At 66.0% G+C, this 20,507-nt stretch carries 17 protein-coding genes; 6 read left to right on the top strand and 11 right to left on the bottom strand.

The window, feature by feature from the left end:
• Window positions 1-54 precede the first annotated feature (54 nt).
• Window positions 55-1,878, top strand: coding sequence for a phospho-sugar mutase (locus HK353_RS02490; RefSeq protein ID WP_173151896.1), 1,824 nt, complete (start codon window positions 55-57; stop codon window positions 1,876-1,878).
• Window positions 1,879-1,949: 71 nt separating this feature from the next.
• On the opposite strand, the gene deoC is transcribed toward HK353_RS02490, so the two are convergent.
• From deoC to HK353_RS02455, 7 genes are all read right to left on the bottom strand, one after another.
• A complete protein-coding gene (deoC, locus tag HK353_RS02485) occupies window positions 1,950-2,597 on the bottom strand; it encodes a deoxyribose-phosphate aldolase (protein ID WP_173151894.1) in 648 nt (215 codons plus the stop codon).
• Window positions 2,598-2,749: 152 nt separating this feature from the next.
• Window positions 2,750-4,081 (bottom strand): thymidine phosphorylase, encoded by a 1,332-nt coding sequence (locus HK353_RS02480; RefSeq protein ID WP_173151892.1) that lies wholly within the window; start codon window positions 4,079-4,081, stop codon window positions 2,750-2,752.
• Entirely contained in the window at window positions 4,065-4,571 is a 507-nt protein-coding gene (locus tag HK353_RS02475; protein ID WP_173151890.1) for a cytidine deaminase, read from the bottom strand. Before HK353_RS02475 ends, HK353_RS02480 begins: the two co-directional genes overlap by 17 nt.
• Before the next feature lie 74 nt (window positions 4,572-4,645).
• Window positions 4,646-5,929: an ABC transporter permease gene (locus HK353_RS02470; protein ID WP_173151888.1), complete on the bottom strand. Its 1,284-nt coding sequence runs from the start codon at window positions 5,927-5,929 to the stop codon at window positions 4,646-4,648.
• Window position 5,930: 1 nt separating this feature from the next.
• Window positions 5,931-7,163, bottom strand: a complete 1,233-nt coding sequence (locus tag HK353_RS02465; RefSeq protein WP_098730193.1) for an ABC transporter permease — start codon at window positions 7,161-7,163, stop codon at window positions 5,931-5,933.
• Window positions 7,160-8,719 (bottom strand): ATP-binding cassette domain-containing protein, encoded by a 1,560-nt coding sequence (locus tag HK353_RS02460; RefSeq protein WP_173151886.1) that lies wholly within the window; start codon window positions 8,717-8,719, stop codon window positions 7,160-7,162. The genes HK353_RS02465 and HK353_RS02460 overlap by 4 nt, the downstream gene beginning before the upstream one ends.
• A 74-nt stretch (window positions 8,720-8,793) precedes the next feature.
• Complete coding sequence (locus HK353_RS02455) at window positions 8,794-9,861, bottom strand: BMP family lipoprotein (protein ID WP_236853137.1); 1,068 nt, start codon at window positions 9,859-9,861, stop codon at window positions 8,794-8,796.
• Window positions 9,862-10,198: 337 nt separating this feature from the next.
• Here HK353_RS02455 and HK353_RS02450 point away from each other — a divergent pair, with 337 nt between their 5' ends.
• The 4 genes from HK353_RS02450 (at window position 10,199) to HK353_RS02435 (ending at window position 15,199) form a co-directional block, all read left to right on the top strand.
• On the top strand, window positions 10,199-12,055 hold the full coding sequence (locus HK353_RS02450; protein ID WP_173151884.1) for an ABC-F family ATP-binding cassette domain-containing protein: 1,857 nt from the start codon (window positions 10,199-10,201) through the stop codon (window positions 12,053-12,055).
• A complete protein-coding gene (locus HK353_RS02445) occupies window positions 12,056-12,406 on the top strand; it encodes a TraR/DksA family transcriptional regulator (RefSeq protein WP_342589785.1) in 351 nt (116 codons plus the stop codon).
• Window positions 12,407-12,519: 113 nt separating this feature from the next.
• Window positions 12,520-13,926: an acyltransferase family protein gene (locus tag HK353_RS02440; RefSeq protein WP_173151882.1), complete on the top strand. Its 1,407-nt coding sequence runs from the start codon at window positions 12,520-12,522 to the stop codon at window positions 13,924-13,926.
• A 223-nt stretch (window positions 13,927-14,149) separates the two neighbouring features.
• On the top strand, window positions 14,150-15,199 hold the full coding sequence (locus tag HK353_RS02435) for a homocysteine S-methyltransferase family protein (RefSeq protein ID WP_173151880.1): 1,050 nt from the start codon (window positions 14,150-14,152) through the stop codon (window positions 15,197-15,199).
• A gap of 450 nt (window positions 15,200-15,649) precedes the next feature.
• Here HK353_RS02435 and HK353_RS02430 read toward each other — a convergent pair whose 3' ends face one another.
• From HK353_RS02430 to rsmA, 4 genes are read right to left on the bottom strand one after another with little or no spacing between them, the layout of a single operon-like run.
• Entirely contained in the window at window positions 15,650-16,792 is a 1,143-nt protein-coding gene (locus HK353_RS02430) for a pyridoxal-phosphate-dependent aminotransferase family protein (RefSeq protein WP_173151878.1), read from the bottom strand.
• Between the two features lie 4 nt (window positions 16,793-16,796).
• Complete coding sequence (locus HK353_RS02425) at window positions 16,797-17,261, bottom strand: hypothetical protein (protein ID WP_173151876.1); 465 nt, start codon at window positions 17,259-17,261, stop codon at window positions 16,797-16,799.
• Between the two features lie 2 nt (window positions 17,262-17,263).
• Window positions 17,264-18,211: a 4-(cytidine 5'-diphospho)-2-C-methyl-D-erythritol kinase gene (locus HK353_RS02420; RefSeq protein ID WP_245395715.1), complete on the bottom strand. Its 948-nt coding sequence runs from the start codon at window positions 18,209-18,211 to the stop codon at window positions 17,264-17,266.
• On the bottom strand, window positions 18,208-19,155 hold the full coding sequence (rsmA, locus tag HK353_RS02415) for a 16S rRNA (adenine(1518)-N(6)/adenine(1519)-N(6))-dimethyltransferase RsmA (protein ID WP_173151874.1): 948 nt from the start codon (window positions 19,153-19,155) through the stop codon (window positions 18,208-18,210). Before rsmA ends, HK353_RS02420 begins: the two co-directional genes overlap by 4 nt.
• Before the next feature lie 115 nt (window positions 19,156-19,270).
• Between rsmA and HK353_RS02410 the strand changes: the two genes are divergently transcribed.
• Entirely contained in the window at window positions 19,271-20,488 is a 1,218-nt protein-coding gene (locus HK353_RS02410) for a class I SAM-dependent methyltransferase (protein WP_173151873.1), read from the top strand.
• Window positions 20,489-20,507 lie beyond the last annotated feature (19 nt).

Here is a 20,507-nt window from a genome sequence, read left to right as displayed (position 1 = left end):
GGCCCCACTCCGCACTCTCCCGCCCCGCCACAGCGAATTCGCAAAGGACCTCATATGACCCGCGTAGCCGACCGCTTCACGAATGGATTCGACGCCGAGGTGGTCCGTGCCTGGATCGCCGACGACCCCGACCCGCAGACGGCCATCTCCTTGGAGCACATCCTCGACGAGGCCGAGAGCGGCGACGAGGCGGCGATCGCCGATCTCGAGGACCGGTTCTCCGGTCCCCTCGTCTTCGGCACGGCCGGTCTGCGCGGCGAGATCGCCGCCGGCCCTAACCGGATGAACCGAGCCGTCCTCATCCGTGCCGCCGCGGGACTGGCCGCATTCCTCGCAGACACCGTCGGTGAGGGCTTCGAAGTCGTCATCGGGTGCGATGCCCGGTACAAGTCCGCGGAGTTCGCCGCCGATACTGCCGCCGTCATCACCGCCGCAGGCGGAGTCGCGATTCAGCTGCCCGAGCAGCTGCCGACCCCGCTGCTGGCGTTCGCGCTGTCGCAGCGCGGAGCCGATGCCGGTGTCATGGTCACGGCCAGCCACAACCCACCGGCCGACAACGGCTACAAGGTCTACCTGGGGCAGCGTCCGCTGCAGGCGATCGGGTCCGAGGCCGACGCCGAGGCGGGTGCCGGAGCTCAGATCGTCAGCCCGGCCGATGCGCTCATCGCCGAAAAGATCTCAGCAGTCGAGTCCGTGGCCTCGGTGCCGCGTGCCGAGTCAGGGTGGGAGCACCTTGATGAGTCGATTGTCGAACAGTATCTGTCGCGAATCGACGATCTGGATGTGCGGGCGGAGTCCGATCTGTCGATCGTGCTGACCTCACTGCACGGTGTCGGTGCCGGAGTCGCCGAGGCTGCTCTGACCCGCACCGGCTTCACGAACCTCTACCCGGTGGCCTCCCAACAGGCTCCGGATCCGGACTTCCCGACGGTGTCGTTCCCGAACCCGGAGGAAGCCGGAGCGCTCGATGAGTCCTTTGCTCTAGCCCGTGAGTCCGGTGCCGAACTCATCATCGCCAACGATCCGGATGCAGACCGGTTCTCTGCGGCCATCCCGGATGAGTCGGCGGCCATCGGCTACCGTCAGCTCTCCGGCGACGAGGTGGGGCTGCTGTTGGGTGAGGATGCCGCGACCCGTCTGGCCGCGGGAACACATCATGCGTCGGGCGCCGATGCTCCTGTCTTCGCGAACTCGATCGTGTCTTCCCGCGGTCTGGCGGCAGCGGCTGCCAGCCACGGGTTCGGAGCAGTGAACACACTCACCGGGTTCAAGTGGATCTCCCGCGTGGCCGGACTCGTCTTCGGATACGAAGAGGCACTCGGCTACTGCGTCGACCCGGCTGCAGTGCGTGATAAGGACGGAATTTCCGCGGCCGTAACGTTCGCAGCGCTGGCCTCGCGTCTCAAAGCGGAGGGGTCGAGCATCGAGGCCGAGCTCGATCGCATCCGCAATCGCGACGGATACTTCGCCACTGCTCCTCTGTCTTTCCGTCTCGACGATGTCTCTCTCATCGCCACCGCCATGGCGAAGCTGCGTGAGAACCCTCCGGCCACTCTTGCCGGTTCCCCGGTCGCAGAGGTCCACGACCTGTCGGCCGGGTATGAGGGGCTGCCGCCGACCGATGGAATTCTGCTCCTCTCGGAGTCGAACTCGCGCGTCATCGTGCGTCCTTCGGGTACCGAGCCGAAGCTCAAATGCTATCTCGAAGTCGTCGCCGAACCCTCGGAAATCCAGGCTGCCGCCGATGCTGATGCCCGTGCGGCCGCCAGCGCCGGAGTGCGCCTGCCTATCGCCTCGGCCAGCGCCTCGCTCAAACCGGCCCTGACGGAGCGCCTGAACTCGATCAGCACCGAGCTCAAATCCTTCTTCCCCCTCTGACCCACCCCATTGCTACCTGACGGCGGCCCAGCTACCTCGCGCGAGGTTGCTGGGCCGCCGTCAGGTAGCAATTAGAGGGAGTTGAGGATTGCGGCGCTGCCGGAGAGGCCCAAGCGGGACGCGCCGGCGGCGATCATCTCCTCGGCTGCTTCGGCGGTGCGGATTCCGCCGGAGGCCTTCACTCCCAGGCGGTCGCCCACGGTCTCGCGCATGAGAGACACAGCATGAGCGCTGGCGCCTCCGGCCGGGTGGAACCCGGTCGACGTCTTGACGAATCCGGCTCCGGCGGCCTCCGCGCGGCGGCAGGCCTCGACGATCTGCTCGTCGCCCAGCGCCGCCGACTCGATGATGACCTTGACGAGGGCGTCCCCGCTGGCCTCGACCACGCCGCGGATATCGGCCTCGAGTCCGTCGAAGTCCCCGGCGACGGCCTGTCCGATGTTGATGACCATGTCGACTTCGGCAGCACCGTCGGCAACGGCCTGAGCAGCCTCGGCGGCTTTGATCTCCGGCTTCACCTGGCCGGAGGGGAACCCGACGACGGTCGCCACGACGAGCTCACCCGGATCGGTGACCGGCAGCATGGACGGTGACACGCAGATCGCGAGCACGCCCAGCTCCTTCGCCTCCGCCACGAGGGCATCGACGTCGGCGCGGGTCGCTTCGGGCTTGAGCAGGGTGTGGTCGATGATGTTCGCGACATCGGTGCGGCTGGTCATTCGGTCCTCCAGAAGTGGTCGTGCGAAGTTGCGTGGTCGTGCAAGGTTGCGTGGTCGTGCAAGGTTGCGCGTGCAGGTGCCGCGCAGAGTCATCAGGTCCAGCGTAGCGAGGCCAGCGGCCGCGCGGCAGTGCTGAGAGTGTGCGATTCGGCTCAGGTGATCGTGTCGAAGATGATCGATTCCGGCACCGAGGCGGCATCCCCGCCGATCTCGACCGCGGACTCCAAAGCCTCGATGGCGCGTTCGAAGCGTTCCGGGGTCGCCGTGTGCAGTGTCATGAGCGGCTGACCAGCCGTAACCGTGTCCCCTGGCTTGGCGTGCAGTTCGATTCCCGCCACGTCCTGGACCGGATCTTCCTTTCGCGCCCGTCCGGCGCCCAACCTCCACGAGGCGACCCCCACCGACAGCGCGTCGAGCTTCGTCAGCACCCCGGAGTCGGTCGCCGTGACGATCTCGGTGTGCTCGGCCACCGGCAGGGCGGCGTCCGGATCACCGTGCTGGGCGCGGATCATCTGCTTCCACTTGTCCATGGCCCGACCGTCGGCCAGCGCGGCTCGCACATCGACATCGGTCTTGCCTGCCAGGCGCAGCATCTCCTCCGCCAGAGCCACGGTGAGATCGACGACGTCGGCGGGTCCGCCGCCGGCGAGGACCTCGACGGATTCGCGGACCTCGAGGGCATTGCCGACGGTCAGGCCCAAAGGCGTGGACATATCGGTCAGCAGCGCCGAGGTGTTGACGCCCGCGGCCTTGCCGAGTTCGACCATCGTCTGCGCGAGCGTGCGGGCCTTCGCCAGGTCCTTCATGAACGCACCGGAGCCGACCTTGACGTCGAGGACGAGCCCGGAGGTGCCCTCGGCGATCTTCTTCGACATGATCGAGGAGGCGATGAGCGGAATGCAGTCGACCGTCGAGGTGATGTCGCGCAGGGCGTAGAGCTTCTTATCGGCCGGCGCCAATCCGGAGCCGGCGGCGCAGATGACAGCGCCGACGTCCTCGAGCTGGTCGACGATCGCCTCGTTGCTCAGTCCCGCCTGCCAGCCGGGAATCGATTCGAGCTTGTCCAGGGTGCCGCCGGTGTGGCCGAGGCCGCGACCGGACAGCTGCGGGACGGCCACGTCGAAGACGGCGACGAGCGGGGCCAGGGGCAGGGTGATCTTGTCGCCGACTCCCCCGGTCGAATGCTTGTCCGAGGTGGGCCGAGACAGGGACGAGAAGTCCATGCGCTCACCGGAGTCGATCATCGCCTGCGTCCAGTGCGCGATCTCAACCGGTGCCATGTCGTTGATGAAGATCGCCATGGCCAGGGCCGCCATCTGCTCTTCGGCGACAGCACCCCGGGTGTAGGCGTCGATGACCCAGTCGATCTGCTCCTTGCTCAGGGCTCGGCCATCTCGCTTCGCGGCGATGACGTCGACGGTGTCGAATGCTTCTACGCTCACGGTCTCAATCCTTCGTTCTCGTCGATCAGTGCTTGGCCTCATGGCCGTCGTGCGCCCCGGCCAGGTGGTCGGGTCCGAAGGCTTCGGGCAGGACCACGGACATCGGGGCGCGTCCGCTGGGCATGTTGATGACGAGGTCGTTGCCGCCGTGTTCGAACAACAGCTGTCGGCATCGCCCGCAGGGAACGAGGGTGTTGCCCTCTCCGTCCACGCAGTCGAAGGCGACGAGGCGGCCCCCGCCGGTCATGAACAGCTCGGAGACCAGCGAGCATTCCGCGCACAGCGTCACCCCGAACGAGGCATTCTCGATATTGCAGCCGCCGACGATGCGACCGTCGTCGACGAGACCGGCGGCTCCGACAGGGTAGTTCGAGTACGGCACATAGGCCTTCGCCATCGCCCGTGTCGCCTCGGCTCGCAGCAGCTCCCAGGTGCCTTCGCTGAGGTCTTCGGGGCTCACCGGGGTGGGTTCCTCGCTCCAGACGGGGTCGGTCGACTCGGGTGCGGAAGCGCGGGGTTCGGGGGCAGTCATGGGGATATCTCTTCCTTCGGGTGGTGACTGTGGGGTGGTCGAGGGGAAATGCCGATCCATCGCCGAGGCGGGGCTCACTTCACGTAGGGCACGCCTTCCGCGGCCGGCGGGCGGACCCGACCGACGAATCCGGCGACAGCGAAGACGGTGACGATGTAGGGCAGCATGAGCAGCAGCTCGTTGGCCACCGGGGTGCCGATGGACTGCAGAGTGTTGCCGAGGCTCTTGGAGAATCCGAACAGCAGGGCCGCGAACAGCGCACCCTTCGGGTTCCACTTGCCCAGGATCATCGCGGCCAGGGCGATATAGCCCTGTCCGGCCGACATCTCCTTGCCGAATGCCAGTCCTGAGCCGACGGTGAAGAAGGCACCGCCGAGGCCGGCGATGGCACCGGCGAGCAGCGTATTGCGCACGCGGGTGAAGTTGACCTTGATGCCGACGGTGTCCGCGGCCTTCGGGTGCTCACCGACGGCGCGCATCCGCAGACCCCACTTCGAGCGGAACACGAAGATCTGCAGCGCGATGACGACGACGTACATGATGTAGACGAGGATGTTCTGGTCGAACAGCACCCGTCCGAGCACCGGAATGTCCGAGAGCAGCGGGATCGGGAGGTTCGGCAGCTTCTGGCGGGAGTTCCACAGTCCCGGGTCCTGGGTGAGAACCGTCGAGTAGAGGAAGCTCGTGATGCCGACGACGAGGACGTTGAGGACCACACCGATGATGATCTGGTTGACCCAGTACTTCACTGCGAAGAAGGTGAGCACCACGGCGACCAGGGCACCGGCGATGGGAGCGGCGAGAAGTCCCGCGTACGGGTTCTTCACCACCGAAGCGACCACCGCGGCGAGGAACGCGCCGGCCAGCAGCTGGCCTTCGATGGCGATGTTGATGATGCCCGAACGTTCTCCCACGAGACCGCACATGGCGCCGAAGATCAGCGGCACGGACAGTGCCAGGGCACCGGCGAGCAGGGTCGTCAGCGGGATGACGCCACCGGATCCGCCGCCGGCCCAGGCGAGGAAGGAGAGAACGAAGATGACGCCGAAGAGCATCGGGAACCACGAGCCGATGTCGATGCGCTTGATCGCCACGTAGATCGACACGGCGGCCATGATGACGAGCAGGATGCCCAGCGTCAGCCCCGCCGCGGTCGAGGACACGGCGAAGTCGGGGATGGCGAAGAAGTCTCCGCCGGTGGCCACCCGGAAGGTCGTCTCCCCGTCACGGCCGATGAGGCCGAAGAAGATGAGCGAGACAAGAGCGAGGATCGTATAGACGATCGGGAACTTCCAGGCTATCGGCGCAAGCGCCTTGACCTGGGTCGAAGGTGTCTTATCCATGGTCTGAGCAGTCATCTCAGTCCTCCTTCCGCTTGAGCACCGGTGTGGGCAACCGGAAGATCGACCTCACCAGGGGCGGGGCCGCGATGAGCAGCACGATGACGGACTGGACGACGAGGACGATGTCGATCGGCGTACCGGTCTGGGACTGCATGAGGTAGCCGCCGGCCTTGAACGCGCCGAAGAGCAGGCCCGCGAGGAACGTTCCCAGCGGTTTCGACCGTCCCAGCAGGGCGACGGTGATGGCGTCGAAGCCGATCGATCCGCTGATTCCGCTGGTGAGTTTGTATTCGGTGCCGAGCACCTGAGCGGCTCCGCCGAGTCCGGCCAGGGCACCGGCGACGATCATGACAAGGATCGTCACCTTCGACACGGAGATGCCTGCGGTCCGGGCCGCGTGCGGGTTCGCGCCGACAGCCTTGAACTCGAATCCGATCGTCGAGCGCTCGAGCAGCCACCACACGAAGATCGTGGCGAGGATGGCGATGACGAACCCGAAGTGGAGACGGAACGGCGGCGGCAGCAGCAGGAACATCTGCGCGGAGTCGTCGATGACGCGGGACTGCGGGTTCGCCGAGGTCGTGTGCGTGAACCAGTTCTGCTTGAGCAGGTAGCCCAGTGCGTAGCCGGCGATCGAGTTGAGCATGATCGTCACGATCACCTCGTTGGCACCGGTGCGTGCCTTGAGGACACCGGCGATTCCGGCCCAGATCGCTCCGCCGATGATTCCGCCGATCGCGGCCACGAGCATGTGGACGACGGGAGGCAGCGGCATAGCGTAGCCGAGGAATCCGGCAATGGTCGCGCCGAGGATGACCTGGCCCTGACCGCCGATATTGAACAGGCCGCAGCGGAAGGCCAGAGCGATGCCGAGACCGGTGAGGATGAGCGGGGTGCCCGAGACCATCGATTCGGTCAGGGGGCGGATGGCGCGTTCGGTGGTGCGTGCGTCCCAGTCGAAGACCGCTCCGCGGAACAGCGCCGAATAGGCGTTGCCGACGGTCTGGAAGAGCGTGGCGAAGAACTCGCCGGGAGCGGCGAAGAAGTTCTCGGCCGCCGCGACGACCTCCGCGTTCGACACGGCGATGAGGACACCGCCGAACAGAAGGGCGAGAACGATCGCCAGCAGCGAGACCAGCCAGGATCCCGACATGATCTGCTGGAGCAGAGTCTGTTCCTTGCCGTCCTCGGTCTCGGACTCCGGCGGCGGTGCCGCTGAAGGAGCGGCCGGTGAGATATCAGTCGTCATTTGGTCTCCTCCGCCGAGGTGGTGGCTGAGTCGTCGTCCGTTGCTTCGAGGGCTTCGTCGGCGGGAACGCCGGCCATCATCAGGCCCAGTGCCTCGCGGGAGGTCTCGGGTCCCACGATGCCGACGATGCGCCCGGCGTACATCACGGCGATGCGGTCGGCAAGGCCGTAGACCTCGTCGAGTTCGGTCGAGACGATGATGCAGGGGGTGCCGGAATCGCGTTCGGCGATGACGCGCTTGTGCACGAATTCGATCGATCCGACGTCGAGTCCGCGGGTGGGCTGGCTGGCGATGAACAGTCGCAGATCGCGGCCGAGCTCGCGGGAGAGCACCACTTTCTGCTGGTTTCCGCCGGAGAGGGTCGAGATCGGATCGGAGACGCTGCCGAGGCGGATGTCGAACTCCTCGACCTTCTTCTTCGCCTCTTCGTTGATGACCTTCGACCGCATATTCAGGCCCTTGGCATAGGGCTCACGATCGTAGACGTCGAGGATCATGTTCTCGCGGATCGCAAACTCCGCGATGATGCCGTCGGTCGACCGATCTTCGGGAACGAATCCGATACCGGCACCGAGGCGGTCCTTGACCGAATCCCCGACGAGCTTCTTCCCGTCGAGGGTGATCGTGCCCAACCGCGGTTCGGTGAGACCGATGATCGTCTCGGCCAGTTCGGTCTGCCCGTTGCCCTGGACGCCCGCGACGGCGAGGATCTCGCCGCGACGGACGTCGAAGGACACATCGTCGACGACGACGTTCTCGGCCTTGTCGACGACGGTGAGTCCGCGCACCTGGAAGGTGGCATCGCCGGGATCGGCGGCATCCTTCTCGGTCGTCAGAGACACGGCTCGGCCGACCATCTGGCTGGCCAGCTCGGTCTCGGTCGACTCCGGCGAGGCCTCGCCGACGATCTTTCCGCGGCGGATGACCGTGATCGAATCAGCGATCGCACGGACCTCACGGAGTTTGTGGGTGATGAAGACGATCGACGTGCCCTGCTCCTTGAGCTGGCGCATGATCGAGATGAGTTCGTCGGTCTCCTGCGGAGTGAGCACAGCCGTGGGCTCGTCGAGGATGAGGATCTCGGCATCCCGGGACAGGGCCTTGATGATCTCCACTCGCTGCTGGGCGCCGACCGGCAGATCCTCGACGAGGGCATCGGGGTCGATATTGAAGTTGAAACGCGAAGAGATCTCCTTGACCTTCTTGCGCGCCTCGCTGATGTCGAGGAGCCCGAGGCTCTTCGTCGGTTCGTAGCCCAGCGCCACGGATTCGGCGACGGTGAACACGGGCACGAGCATGAAATGCTGGTGGACCATGCCGATGCCCGCGGCGACGGCGTCGCCCGGCCCGGAGAACTTCACCGGCTTGTCGTCGATGAGGATCTCTCCCCCATCGGCGTCGTAGAGTCCGTAGAGGACATTCATCATGGTGGACTTGCCGGCGCCGTTCTCACCCAACAGGGCGTGGATCTCGCCCGGTTCGATGGTGAGATCGATGTGGTCGTTGGCCACGAACGATCCGAACACCTTGGTCATCCCGCGAAGCTCGAGTTTCACTGCTTCCGGTTCTCCTCACAAACTTGAAAACTGCAGGGCCGAAAGAACTCGGCCCTGCAGTTTAACCGACGAGCTTACTTCGGTGTGCTCTCAGACTCGACGACCAGGCTGCCATCGACGATCTGCTTCTTCAGATCCTCGACCTTCTTCTTCACGTCCTCGGGAACCTTGTCCTCGAAGTCGTGGTACGGAGCGAGGCCCACGCCTTCGTTCTCGAGCGTGCCGACGTAGGGCTCATTGGAGAAGTTGTCCTCGGTGCCTTCCTTGATGGTGTCTTCGACGGCCTGCGAGATCTGCTTGACCACCGAGGTGAGGATGATGTCGCCGTATTCGGTCGACTCGTAGCCGTCGGAGTCGACCCACACGAGGTTGACGTCGCCGGCTTCCTTCGCCGCCGCTGCGGCACCGAGGCCGACGGGTCCGGCCACGGGCATGATCACGTCGGCGCCCTGCGAGATGAGCTGCTTGGTCAGCTCCTGGCCCTGGCCCTGGTTCTCGAAGTCACCGGAGAACGATCCGTCCTGCTTCTCCTTGTTCCAGCCCAGCAGCTTGACGTCCTTCTTGTTTTCCTCGTTGAACTTGTCCACGCCATCGGCGAAGCCGTCCATGAAGATCGTCACCGACGGAATCTGGATGCCGCCGAAGGTGCCGACCTTGCCCGACTCCGAGGTCGCGGCCGCAACATAGCCGGCCAGGTACGCGGCCTCGGCGGTGTTGAAGACGACTGCCTTGGCGTTGTCGATCGTCACCGGCTTGCCGTCGGCGTCGGAGAATGTGGAGTCGATGAGCGCGAAGTTGAGGTCCGGGTTCGCTTCGGCGGCTTCCTGGATCGTGTCCTCGAGGAGGAATCCGACGCCGAAGGTGAGGTTGCAGCCCTGCTGCACCATGTTGTCGACGTTCGGCCCGAAGTCCGCGTCGCCCTGCGATTCGGCGAGCTTCTCTTCGATGCCGAGGTTCTTCTTCGCGTTCTCCATGCCCTCCCGACCGGACTGGTTGAAGGACTGATCGTCCCAACCGCCGGAGTCGGAGACCATGCAGGCGAGGTAGTCCGAACCGGATTCGCCTCCTTCGCCTGAACCGCAGGCCGAGAGGACGAGGGCGGATGCGGCGATCATCGACACCGCTGAAGCGAGCTTCTTCACGTTTTCTCTTTTCTGATACAGACAGTGCACACGGATGAGGGCCCTGTCTGCCCCTACCGAAAATGTGAAACCACTGGACGAACTGTCATATTTTAATGAGTTTCGGTCAGTCTAATGTACCGAAGTCGTTTCAGCGGCTCCGCTAGCACCGCAAACGCGGACACCGATATGAAAAAGAAATAATCCGTCATGCGGTGGGGTTATCGGTCCGAAATGCGAACAGAAAACGCCTTGTGTTTGAGACAGAAGGACGGGGCAAACGATGCGGCCGGCGGCCGGCCGGACTGACCCGTCCGGTCACTCGTGCGAACCGCGGTGAACTAGGCTAGAGACTGCTATGGCACATCTCCTCGGGGCAGAAGCCCTCCACCTCGAATACCCCACGCGCGTCGTCTTCGACTCGGTCACTCTCGGCGTCGAGTCCGGCGACATGATCGGCATCGTCGGCCGTAACGGCGACGGCAAGTCGAGCCTGCTCGGCATGCTCGCGGGCACCATCGAACCCGATTCCGGACGCGTGACGTATCGCGGCGGGCTGCGTCTGGGCATGCTCGGCCAGCGCGATGACCTCGATGACGAGGCAACCGTCGGCTTCTCGGTCGTCGGCGATGCCGCCGATCACGAATGGGCCGCCGATCCGCAGGCCCGTGACATCATCTCCGGTCTCATCTCCGACCTCGATTGGAATGCGCGGATCTCCTCGCTCTCCGGCGGTCAGCGCCGCCGAGTGGCTCTGGCGGCTCTGCTCATCGGCGATTGGGACATGCTCATCCTCGATGAGCCGACGAACCACCTCGACGTCGACGGCATCGCGTGGCTGGCGAAGCATATTCGCGGGCGGTGGCCGAAGAACGCCGGAGCCCTGCTGCTGGTCACCCACGACCGGTGGTTCCTCGACGAGGTGTGCACGAAGACCTGGGAGGTCCACGACCGTATCGTCGAGCCTTTCGAAGGCGGTTATGCCGCCTATGTCCTCCAGCGCGTCGAGCGCGACCGGATCGCCGCCGCCACCGAGGCCAAGCGGCAGAATCTCATGCGCAAGGAACTCGCATGGCTGCGACGCGGTGCTCCCGCCCGGACGTCGAAGCCGAAGTTCCGTATCGAAGCCGCCAACCAGCTCATCGCCGATGTGCCGGAGGTGCGCAATCCGATCGAGCTGAAGAAGATGGCTACGGCCCGCCTGGGCAAGGACGTCGTCGATCTGCTCGACGTGTCCAAGCACTTCGCCGAGACCACGATCCTCGAGGATGTCACGTGGCGCATCGGCCCCGGTGAGCGCACCGGGATCCTCGGTCCGAACGGTGCCGGGAAGTCGACGCTCTTAGGTCTGGTCTCCGGCGAGATCGAACCCGATGCGGGTCGGGTCAAGCGCGGCAAGACCGTGCAGATCGGTGTGCTCGATCAGCAGTTCAAGGATCTGGCCCGCATCGCCGAATCCCGTGTGCGCGAGGTCCTCGCAGAGTCGAAGACCTCGTTCAACATCGAAGGCAAGGACTTCACTCCGGCCCAGCTGCTCGAACGGCTCGGCTTCGCGAAGGAGCATCTGTCCGCCCGGGTCAAGGAGCTCTCCGGCGGGCAGAAGCGCCGACTCCAGCTTCTGCTGCTGCTCATGGCCGAACCCAATGTCATCATCCTCGACGAGCCGACGAATGACGTCGACTCGGACATGCTCGCGGCGATGGAGGATCTCCTCGATTCCTGGCCGGGCACTCTCATCGTCGTCTCCCACGACCGGTACCTGTTGGAGCGCGTCACCGATCAGCAGTACGCGATCCTCGACAACGGACTGCGCCATGTTCCCGGCGGCGTCGAAGAGTACCTGCAGCTGCGGGCCGAACAGGAACGCCGCGGCGCTGCCGGTTCGAGCAGGGCATCAGGCGGTTCGAACGGAGCCTCAGCGGGAGCCGACGGGACCGGTTCCGGTGGGGCCGCCTCGGCGAGCGAGGGGTCTGCATCGGTTCCGAAGCTGTCGGGTGCGGAAGCCCGGGCGGCGAAGAAGGAACTGTCGTCGATCGAGCGGCGGATGGACAAGCTGAACACTCAGATCGCGAAGAAGCACGAGGAGATGGCCGCCCACGACCAGACCGATTTCGAGGGACTGGCCAAGCTCACGGCTGCGATCCGCGAGTCCCAGGACGAACTCGACGAACTCGAGCTGCGCTGGCTCGAAGCGTCCGAAGCTCTCGAGGCCTGAGTGGTCGACGAAGCGACGATGCGAGACCTGCTCGAGGCGGAACGAGCGGAGACGCAGGCGCTCATCAGTCGTCTGACCAGAGGAATCGATGAGGTCTCGGCCGCTCGTGAGGGCGACAACAGCGACGACGAGCACGACCCGGAAGGGGCGACGCTCGCCTTCGAACGGTCGCAGGCCGCAACCCTGCTCGAACAGTCCGAGAATCGCCTCGATGAGATCGCCGAGGCGGTGGACCGCTTGAACGCGGGAACGTTCGGGATCTGCATCGACTGCGGCAGACCCATCGCCGAGGCGCGGCTGGAGGCCCGCCCCTACGCGGCCAAATGCGTGAACTGCGCCGCCCGCGGCTAGTCGTTTCCATCCCCGTTCGCACGTACGAGTGCACCGTCGCACACGACCGGGCGACCACCTCGGCGACGGTCTGAACTTTCCCCAAAGCCTGCCGGGTGCGGTAGTGTATCGGCGTGTCATCACGGGACTATCGCATCGACCGCGCCAAGGGAATACTCGTCTTCCTGGTGGTTCTGGGCCACCTCCTCGCCAGGACCTCCCCATGGGAGTCGCCGATCCTGGGCGCACCGATGTACTTCATCTACATGTTCCACATGCCGGCGTTCGTCTTCCTCGCCGGCATCACGGCGAAGTCGAACAAGCTGGCCGAACGGGTTCTGACCTATTTCGTCCTCCTTGCCACGGTGCTGCCGCTCATGTGGGGGTGGATGTGGCTCTTCGGGCTCAATCCCGACTACGACTTCCTCCGACCGTTCTGGTACACGTGGTTCCTGCTGTCGATGGCGTGGTGGATGATCACGGTCCCCTTCATCGAGCGCTTCCCGCGCACGATGCTCGTCGCCTCGCTCGTCGTCGGGCTCTTCGGCGGACTGCTGCCGATCCTCGACACCGAACTCTCCGCGGCTCGGACGATGGCGTTCTGGCCGTTCTTCGTCATCGGCAAGCTCTACGGCAAACAGATCATCGACTGGGCGGGCAGCCTCGCGATCTGGCAGAAACTCTGTCTCAGTGCCGCGGCCCTCGCGGCCGTCGGATATTTCTTCCTCGACCAGGTCGACTACAACTGGCTCTACGGCAGCCTCAACTTCGCCCACTTCGACGTCAGCGTTCCCGAAGGCGTGGGACTGCGACTCATCGTCGACATCGGAGCGGTGCTGCTGACGCTGGCCCTTCTATCCTGGTTGAGCAATACGAAGGACACGATCGCGACGATCGGCAAGAACAGCCTCGCCGTCTACATCCTCCACGGATTCGTCGTCCGCGCCCTGCAGCCGGTCCTCGACGACAGCCGCAACGTCCTCCACGACGCCGTCGTCCTGCTCATCTGTGTGGCGCTTGCCGTCGTCTGGACGGGCCTGCTGGCCTGGTCGCCCTTCGAACGCGCACTGCGCTGGTGGTCCTCGACCGTCACCGGCCTGCTGCTCAAACCGTTCCCCTTCCTCCGGCCGGAGGATTCCCACCGCCGCAGCGGGCGAAATCGCGGAGAGCGTGGTCGCGGCGGGCGAGGTCGCCGAGAGCGTGGTCACCGTGGAGATGCCGGCTACCCCGGCGACGCCTATCACCCCGGGGACGCGTACAGCGAGGGCGACGGACCGGACCGGCAGGGACTCGGCCTGCAGCCGATGCCCGGAGTCGGCTACCAGCACTCCTCCGGCTACGAACAGCAGCCCGGTCAGCAGCAGTCCTTCGCCTCCCCCGCCCCGGTTCCGGGCGAGCCGTACCCGCTGCCGGGTTCACATGAGGTTCCGCAGAACAACGCCACCTACGAAACCACTCAGGAAGTTCCCGCCGGCGCCGCCCAACGGGCAATGCGCTACCGTCGACTGCCGGTCTATCTCAGCGGCGACGAGAGCAGCTGACGATCGGGCCGCCCCGGCGGTCGCTGATCTTTACGGGGACCACGCCGGAACCCAGCATTGCAGGCTTTCGGTCGGGCCGCCTCGGCGAGGGTCGTGTTCTTTCATGGCCTTCAGGGTCGAAATGTGTCGATGTGACGGACCTCGCTGCGCCGGTTGATGGTGTGATACCCAGGGTCGGGCCGTTTGCCCGGGCTCGACCACATCATCGAATCGGAGAGCATCCATGACCGCGACCAACGCCCTGACCCAACGTCTCGATGCCGGCCCCGTGATCTGCGCGGAAGGCTTCCTGTTCGAGCTCGAGAAGCGCGGATATCTGTCCGCCGGCGAGTTCGTTCCCGAGGTGGCCCTCGAATTCCCCGACGCCCTGCGCTCCCTCCACGTCGACTTCCAGCGGGCCGGCTCCGACATCGTCGAGGCCTTCACCTACAACGGGCACCGCGAGAAGATGCGCGTGATCGGCAAGGAAGATCTGCTCGAACCGCTCAACCGCGCCGCCCTCCAGATCGCCCGATCCGTCGCCGACGCCAAGCCCGGGAACTTCATGGCCGGCAACATCTCGAACTCGAACATCTGGGACCCCGCCGACGAGTCCAAGCAGGCCGAGGTGCGGGCCATGTTCGCCGAAATGGTCGCTTGGGCGGTCGAGGAAGGTGCCGACCTCATCATCGGCGAGACCTTCTATTTCGCCGGTGAGGCCATCGCCGCCGCCGAGATCGCCAAGGCCAGCGGCCTGCCCGTCGTCCTCACCCTCGCCCCGATGGCCTTCCAGGAGATGGCCGACGGGCTCGGGATCGTCGAGACCGCGCAGCGACTCGAACAGCTCGGCGTCGACGTCGTCGGCCTCAACTGCTTCCGCGGGCCTGCCACGTTGCTGCCGTGGCTCAAGGAGATCCGGGCGGCCTTGTCCTGTCACGTCGGCGCCCTGCCGATCCCCTACCGCACCACTGAGCACGAGCCGACGTTCTTCAACCTCTCCGACCCCCGCGCCGAGGTGGCCTCCCCGCACGGACGCACGTTCCCCACCGCTCTCGACCCCCTGCAGACCAACCGCTACGAGATCGGCGCGTTCGCCAAGGAGGCCTACGACCTGGGCGTCAACTACATCAGAGTGTGCTGCGGCGCGACCCCGATGCACATCCGCGAGGTCGCCGAGGCGGTCGGGCTGACCACCGATGCGAGCCGCTTCTCCGAGAACATGGCCAACCACTTCATGTACGGCAGCAACGAACGGCTCGCCGACAACGTCGTCGCCCTCGGAGACACTGCCTGAGGCCCGTCCGTCTGCGGCTGGTGCGCGGCACTCACGCGGGCCACGGGACCGGCACTTCAGATCATGAGCCACGGGCGGGCCACCGGCCATGAGCATTGTTGGGTCGATCCGCGGTGCTCTGAAACCACAAACCACCGTGGATCGACCCAACAATTCAGGCATAAGCAGCTGCGCGAGGCCGTTCAGCACCTGAAGTGTCCGGTTCCGAAACGTGACCGCAGCCGATTTCCGTGTCCAGAGACGGGTGAGACTCGGGAACATCGCTCACCGCTAGGCGAACGAAGGTGCCGAGCGTCCCTCACCCTCGGCGCAACCACATACAGTCAGCGCCATAACCCCTCGCCGGAACGGGAGGTTATCGCGCTGACTGTATGTGCTGCGACTACCGGTAGGCAATGGCACTCCCCCGGCGTTCTGCCTGTAGGCAGTGCCGGTTACGGTGCGTGATGCTCAGGCTTCGGCGGTCACGCCGATCGAGTCGAGAGCGGCCTCGAGGCGCGCGATCGTGCCGTCGATGTCGCCGAGCTTGTCGAGACCGAACAGGCCGATGCGGAAGCTCGAGAAGTCCTCGGGCTCATCGCACTGCAGCGGGACGCCGGCAGCGATCTGCACACCGACTTCCTTGAAGCTGGCACCGGTCGCGAGCTTCGGGTTGTCGGTGTGGACGACGACCACGCTCGGCGAGGCGAACTCGTCCGAAGCCACCGAGGGCAGTCCGCGTTCGGCGAAGACCGCGCGCACGCGTTGCCCGAGCTCGGCCTGCGCGGCGGCGAGCTTGTCGAAGCCGCGCTCCTCGCTTTCGACCATGAGCTTGGCATTGTGCGCGAGAGCATCGGTGGGCATCGTCGCGTGGTACGGCGCACGGCCTTCTTCGTATTCGTCGGCGATGAACAGCCACTTCTTGAGATCCATCGCGAAGCTCGTCGAGGTGGATGCCTCCACGGCGGCACGGCCGGCCTTGCTGAGCATGACGTAGCCGGCGCACGGCGATCCGCTCCAGCCCTTCTGCGGAGCGGAGATGAGCACATCGACACCGAGGTCGGTCATCGACGCCCACACCGCACCCGAGGCGATGCAGTCGAGAACGAAGATTCCGCCGACCGAGTGCACGGCCTCGGCAACCTGGCGGACGTAGTCATCGGGCAGGAGCATCCCCGAGGCGGTCTCGACGTGGGGAGCGAACACGACAGCGGGCTCCTCGCGCTCGATGGCGGCGACCACCTCGGCGACGGGGGCCGGCGACCACGGCGACTGGTGCTCGGCACTGTCCGGGGAAGCCTTGAGCACAGTCGTCTCCGAGGCGATGGCACCGGCGTCGAGGATCTGCGACCAGCGGAAGGAGAAGAGACCGTTGCGCACGATCAGCGCCTTCTTGCCGGTGGCGACCTGACGGGCAACGGCTTCCATGGCGTAGCTGCCGCCGCCGGGGACGATGGCAGCGGAATCGGCGTCGTAGGCCGATCGCAGGATCCGATTGATCTCCTGCATCACGGATACGAACCGCTGCGACATGTGGTTGAGCGATCGGTCGGTGAAGACCACCGAGTATTCGAGCAGTCCGTCCGGGTCAACATCTTCGTGTGGCAAAGTCATGGCTCTAACATATCGACAGTCCGCCGGTCGGGCCACCACAGTCGGCTGGTGAGACCGGATCGGCCTGCACCGAGGCGGCCCATTCGGTCAGGTGCCCCGTCACCGAGGCGGCCCGATCAGATTCCGACTTCGATGCGATCCCCCGACCACAACGTATGGAAGGTCCCGGGACGCTCGGTGCGCACTCAGGTGTGCGAACCCAAGCGATCACGCTCGGCCCGGATGATACACCGGCCCGCCAGATTCCTGCGAGCGCCCCGCGGTCGATGCCCCAACCGGGTTCGACCGCCCCCACCGCGATCGCATGGAAGCCCTGGACACAGGCCATCCCCTTGCCCGGCAGCAGAGCCTTGCCGCTCTCCTCGGTGACGAGCGGGTCGCGCAGCGTTTCATCGGGCCTGTCGCGATTCTCCGGGCCCGATTTAGAACTGTCGGCCGCCTCGGCGGGGGTGTGGTTCTCCTCCCCCACGGTCAGCCTTCGTCCACGATATGCGCTCCGGGGGCGGGCCCGGTGGTGCGCAGTGCTTCGTTGACGCCTCTCGTGGCCTGCAGGAGCACAGCGAGGTCGAGGGCGTGGTGGGCGTCGCGGGCGAGGAAGCCGATCGTCGGCCCTGACCCGCTGAGCAGGGGCAGGACGGCTCCGGCATCCCGGCCGGCCTCCATCACCTCGGCGATCCCGGGCATGATGGACACGGCCGCCTCGGTGAGATCGTTCGCCGCGGAATCCGCGAGCGAGTACGGGTCGCCGGCGGCGAGCGCCGTGAGCACCTGATCGGGGACGGTCGCGGGCGCCGGGTCGGGGTTGAGTTCGTCGAAGCGGGCGTAGACGTCCGGGGTGGGCAGGGGCGACGCCGAGGTGGCCATCACCCAGTGGAAGGTTCCGCGGGTGAGCACGGGGCTCAGCTTCTCCCCGCGTCCGTGGCCGATGGCCGTGCCCCCGCGCAGGAGGAACGCGACGTCGGCCCCGACGGCGACCGCGCATTCGTGGAGGATCGCCTCATCGACTCCGCCGACGAGGTGAGCGGCTCCGACGAGGGCGGCGGCCGCATCGGCCGATCCCCCGCCCATTCCACCGGCCACGGGCACCTGCTTGTCGATGACGATGTCGAGGTCGCGCAGCACATCGACATCTCGGTCGCCCTCGAGCGCGGCGATGAGGAGGTCGACGGCGCGTCTGGCGAAGTTCGAGTCATCACGTGGGACCGCGGCATCCGCGTAGCGGCCCTGGACGATGATCGTTCGTGTTCCACCCGGAATGAGAGTGAGGGTCTCGCCGAGGTTGAGCGCTTGGAATACGGTCGCGAGCTCGTGATATCCGTTGTTCGCCGCACCCACACCGAGGTGAATGTTGATCTTCCCCGGCGCCTGCACTTTCACCGGGGCCGGGATCGTCATGCGCGGATGCAGCGGGACGGTCATGGTGAGGGATCCTCAGCGGGCGGGGCCGGTGCAGCGGCATCTCCGTTGGAGGCGCCACCGGCGTCGACGGCAACGGCGGCGAGGCGTTGGAAGTCGGCGACGGTGAGGGCCTCGCCGCGGGTCTTCGGGTCGATTCCGGCAGCGGTCAGCAGGTCTTCGGACCGCTGGGGGCTGCCGGCCCACCCGGACAGGGCTGCCCGCAGGGTCTTGCGGCGCTGAGCGAAGGCAGCGTCGATAAGAGTGAAGAGACGGCTGCGCACGGCCGGGTCGCGGTCGGTGCGGGTGACGTCGATGCGGACGAGTCCGGAGTCGATGTTCGGGGCCGGCCAGAACACGTTCTTGCCGATCTTGCCCGCCAGCTGCACGTCCCCGTACCACTGGGCTTTGACGCTGGGGACGCCGTACGTGCGGGAGCCGGGCGCGGCGGCGAGCCGTTCGGCGACTTCGAGCTGGACCATGACGAGGACGGTGGTCAGGCTCGGGAAGGTCTCGAGGAAGTGCAGCAGCACGGGCACGGCCACGTTGTACGGCAGGTTCGCCACGAGCGCATCGGGCTGGTTCGCGACATCGGGCCGATCGTCCGCGGGTTCGGTGGTGTGCTGCGGTTCTGGCAGCGTCGTGACACGGAGGGCATCGGCGTTGACCAGCTGGAACGGGGCATCACTGCCGGCGAACCTAGCGACGGTGCTCGGCAGCTTCTGGGCGAGCAGTTCGTCGATCTCGACCGCGGTGACCCTGTGACCGGCTTCGAGCAGGCCGAGGGTGAGCGAACCGAGCCCCGGACCGATTTCGACGACGTTCGAGTTCTCTTCGAGACCTGCGGCGGTGACGATCGAGCGCACGGTATTGGGGTCGATGACGAAGTTCTGGCCCTTCTGCTTCGTCGGGCGCAGACCGATGTCAGCGGCTAATTCGCGGATATCGCGGGCGGTCAAGAACGTCACAGCCAACAACTTACCGCACCACCCAGCCGTCACAATCACCGCAGCGGCCCGGCGGTTCGGCCGGGCCGCCTCGGCGAGGGGAAGACCCCACCGCGCAGACGATAGGGTGAAGCCTATGGATCCGCAGACACTGACCGAACTGCTCAACGTCACCGTCCTCGACCGACTCGACCGCATCGACGACCTCGAAGGCGATGAGCTCGCCCGATCCACCGCCCTGCGCAAGGAGGGCTTCTCCCCCGAGGTGACCGCGGCCCTGCTCACTCAGGCCCGGCTGCGTCAGGAGGCGGCAGCGAAGCTCGGACCCTTCGCGGAGGACATGCTCTTCACCCGCGACGGACTGGCCCAGGCCACGCGGCTGCCGGTCGCCGCTCATCACGCCCGCCGCCTCATCGGCGACGTGGCCGAGGGCGAGTCGTTGCGCATCGCCGACCTCGGATGCGGGATCGGCGCGGATTCGGTCGCCTTCGCCGGAATGGGCGCGCAGGTCTTGGCTGTCGACGCCGACGAGGTCACCGCAGCCATCGCCGCCTTCAACCTCCGCCACCTGCCCGATGCCGCCGTCGAACACGCACGCGCCGAGGATGTCGACTTGGACGGATTCGATGCCCTCTGGTTCGATCCGGCCCGGCGGACCATCGGCAAGGCCGACAAACGCGGATCGACCGCCCGCATCACCGACCCCGAGGCGTTCTCCCCCTCTCTGTCATGGGTGATCGAGCAGGCGAGCGCGGCGAAGGCGGCCGGGGTGAAGCTCGGCCCGGCGCTCGACCACGACCTCGTCCCCGAGGACGGCGAAGCTCAGTGGGTCTCCCACAACGGAGAGGTCGTCGAGGTCTGCCTCTACTTCGGTGCGGCCATGCAGCGACCCGGCCGCGGAGCTCTCGTCATGGGCGAACGCACCCTCCTCGTCCACGAGGACAACCTGCCAGATGAGGACGAGTCGGGAATCGGGGAGCTCGGGAAGTATCTGCTCGAACCCGACGGTGCGATCGTGCGTGCCGGACTCGTCGCCGCATTGTGTGCACCGCTGCAGGCCCGCCGACTCCACCCGAAGATCGCGTATCTGACCACCGACGTCGAACCGAGCGGCCCGGCCGCCGCAGGCGTCACCACCTACGAGGTCGTCGACGTACTGCCCGCGAAGGTCCCGAGTCTGCGCAAGGAGCTCGTCTCTCGCGGAATCGGCTCGGTCGTGATCAAAAAACGCGGGGCCGACATCGTTCCCGACCAGGTCCGACGCCAGCTCAAACTGCCCAAGGGCGACACAGCCACGCTCGTATTCACCCGGCTCGGTGACAAGCACGTCGTGCTCCTCACCCAACCTGTGTGACCCTTTCAACCTGTCCGTG

The organism is Brevibacterium permense (assembly GCF_013280495.1).
Classification (GTDB): Bacteria; Actinomycetota; Actinomycetes; order Actinomycetales; family Brevibacteriaceae; genus Brevibacterium; species Brevibacterium permense.
This window is presented reverse-complemented; position numbering and strand designations above follow the sequence as displayed.

What these genes read in the sequence shown, in the direction of transcription:
- HK353_RS02465 (WP_098730193.1), bottom strand. Translation starts at nt 7,163, where the DNA reads ATGACGACTGATATCTCACCGGCCGCTCCTTCAGCGGCACCGCCGCCG.
- deoC (WP_173151894.1), bottom strand. Translation starts at nt 2,597, where the DNA reads ATGACCAGCCGCACCGATGTCGCGAACATCATCGACCACACCCTGCTC.
- HK353_RS02490 (WP_173151896.1), top strand. Translation starts at nt 55, where the DNA reads ATGACCCGCGTAGCCGACCGCTTCACGAATGGATTCGACGCCGAGGTG.
- HK353_RS02435 (WP_173151880.1), top strand. Translation starts at nt 14,150, where the DNA reads ATGACCGCGACCAACGCCCTGACCCAACGTCTCGATGCCGGCCCCGTG.
- HK353_RS02420 (WP_245395715.1), bottom strand. Translation starts at nt 18,211, where the DNA reads ATGACCGTCCCGCTGCATCCGCGCATGACGATCCCGGCCCCGGTGAAA.
- HK353_RS02475 (WP_173151890.1), bottom strand. Translation starts at nt 4,571, where the DNA reads ATGACTGCCCCCGAACCCCGCGCTTCCGCACCCGAGTCGACCGACCCC.
- HK353_RS02450 (WP_173151884.1), top strand. Translation starts at nt 10,199, where the DNA reads ATGGCACATCTCCTCGGGGCAGAAGCCCTCCACCTCGAATACCCCACG.
- HK353_RS02430 (WP_173151878.1), bottom strand. Translation starts at nt 16,792, where the DNA reads ATGACTTTGCCACACGAAGATGTTGACCCGGACGGACTGCTCGAATAC.
- HK353_RS02470 (WP_173151888.1), bottom strand. Translation starts at nt 5,929, where the DNA reads ATGACTGCTCAGACCATGGATAAGACACCTTCGACCCAGGTCAAGGCG.
- HK353_RS02480 (WP_173151892.1), bottom strand. Translation starts at nt 4,081, where the DNA reads ATGAGGCCAAGCACTGATCGACGAGAACGAAGGATTGAGACCGTGAGC.
- HK353_RS02410 (WP_173151873.1), top strand. Translation starts at nt 19,271, where the DNA reads ATGGATCCGCAGACACTGACCGAACTGCTCAACGTCACCGTCCTCGAC.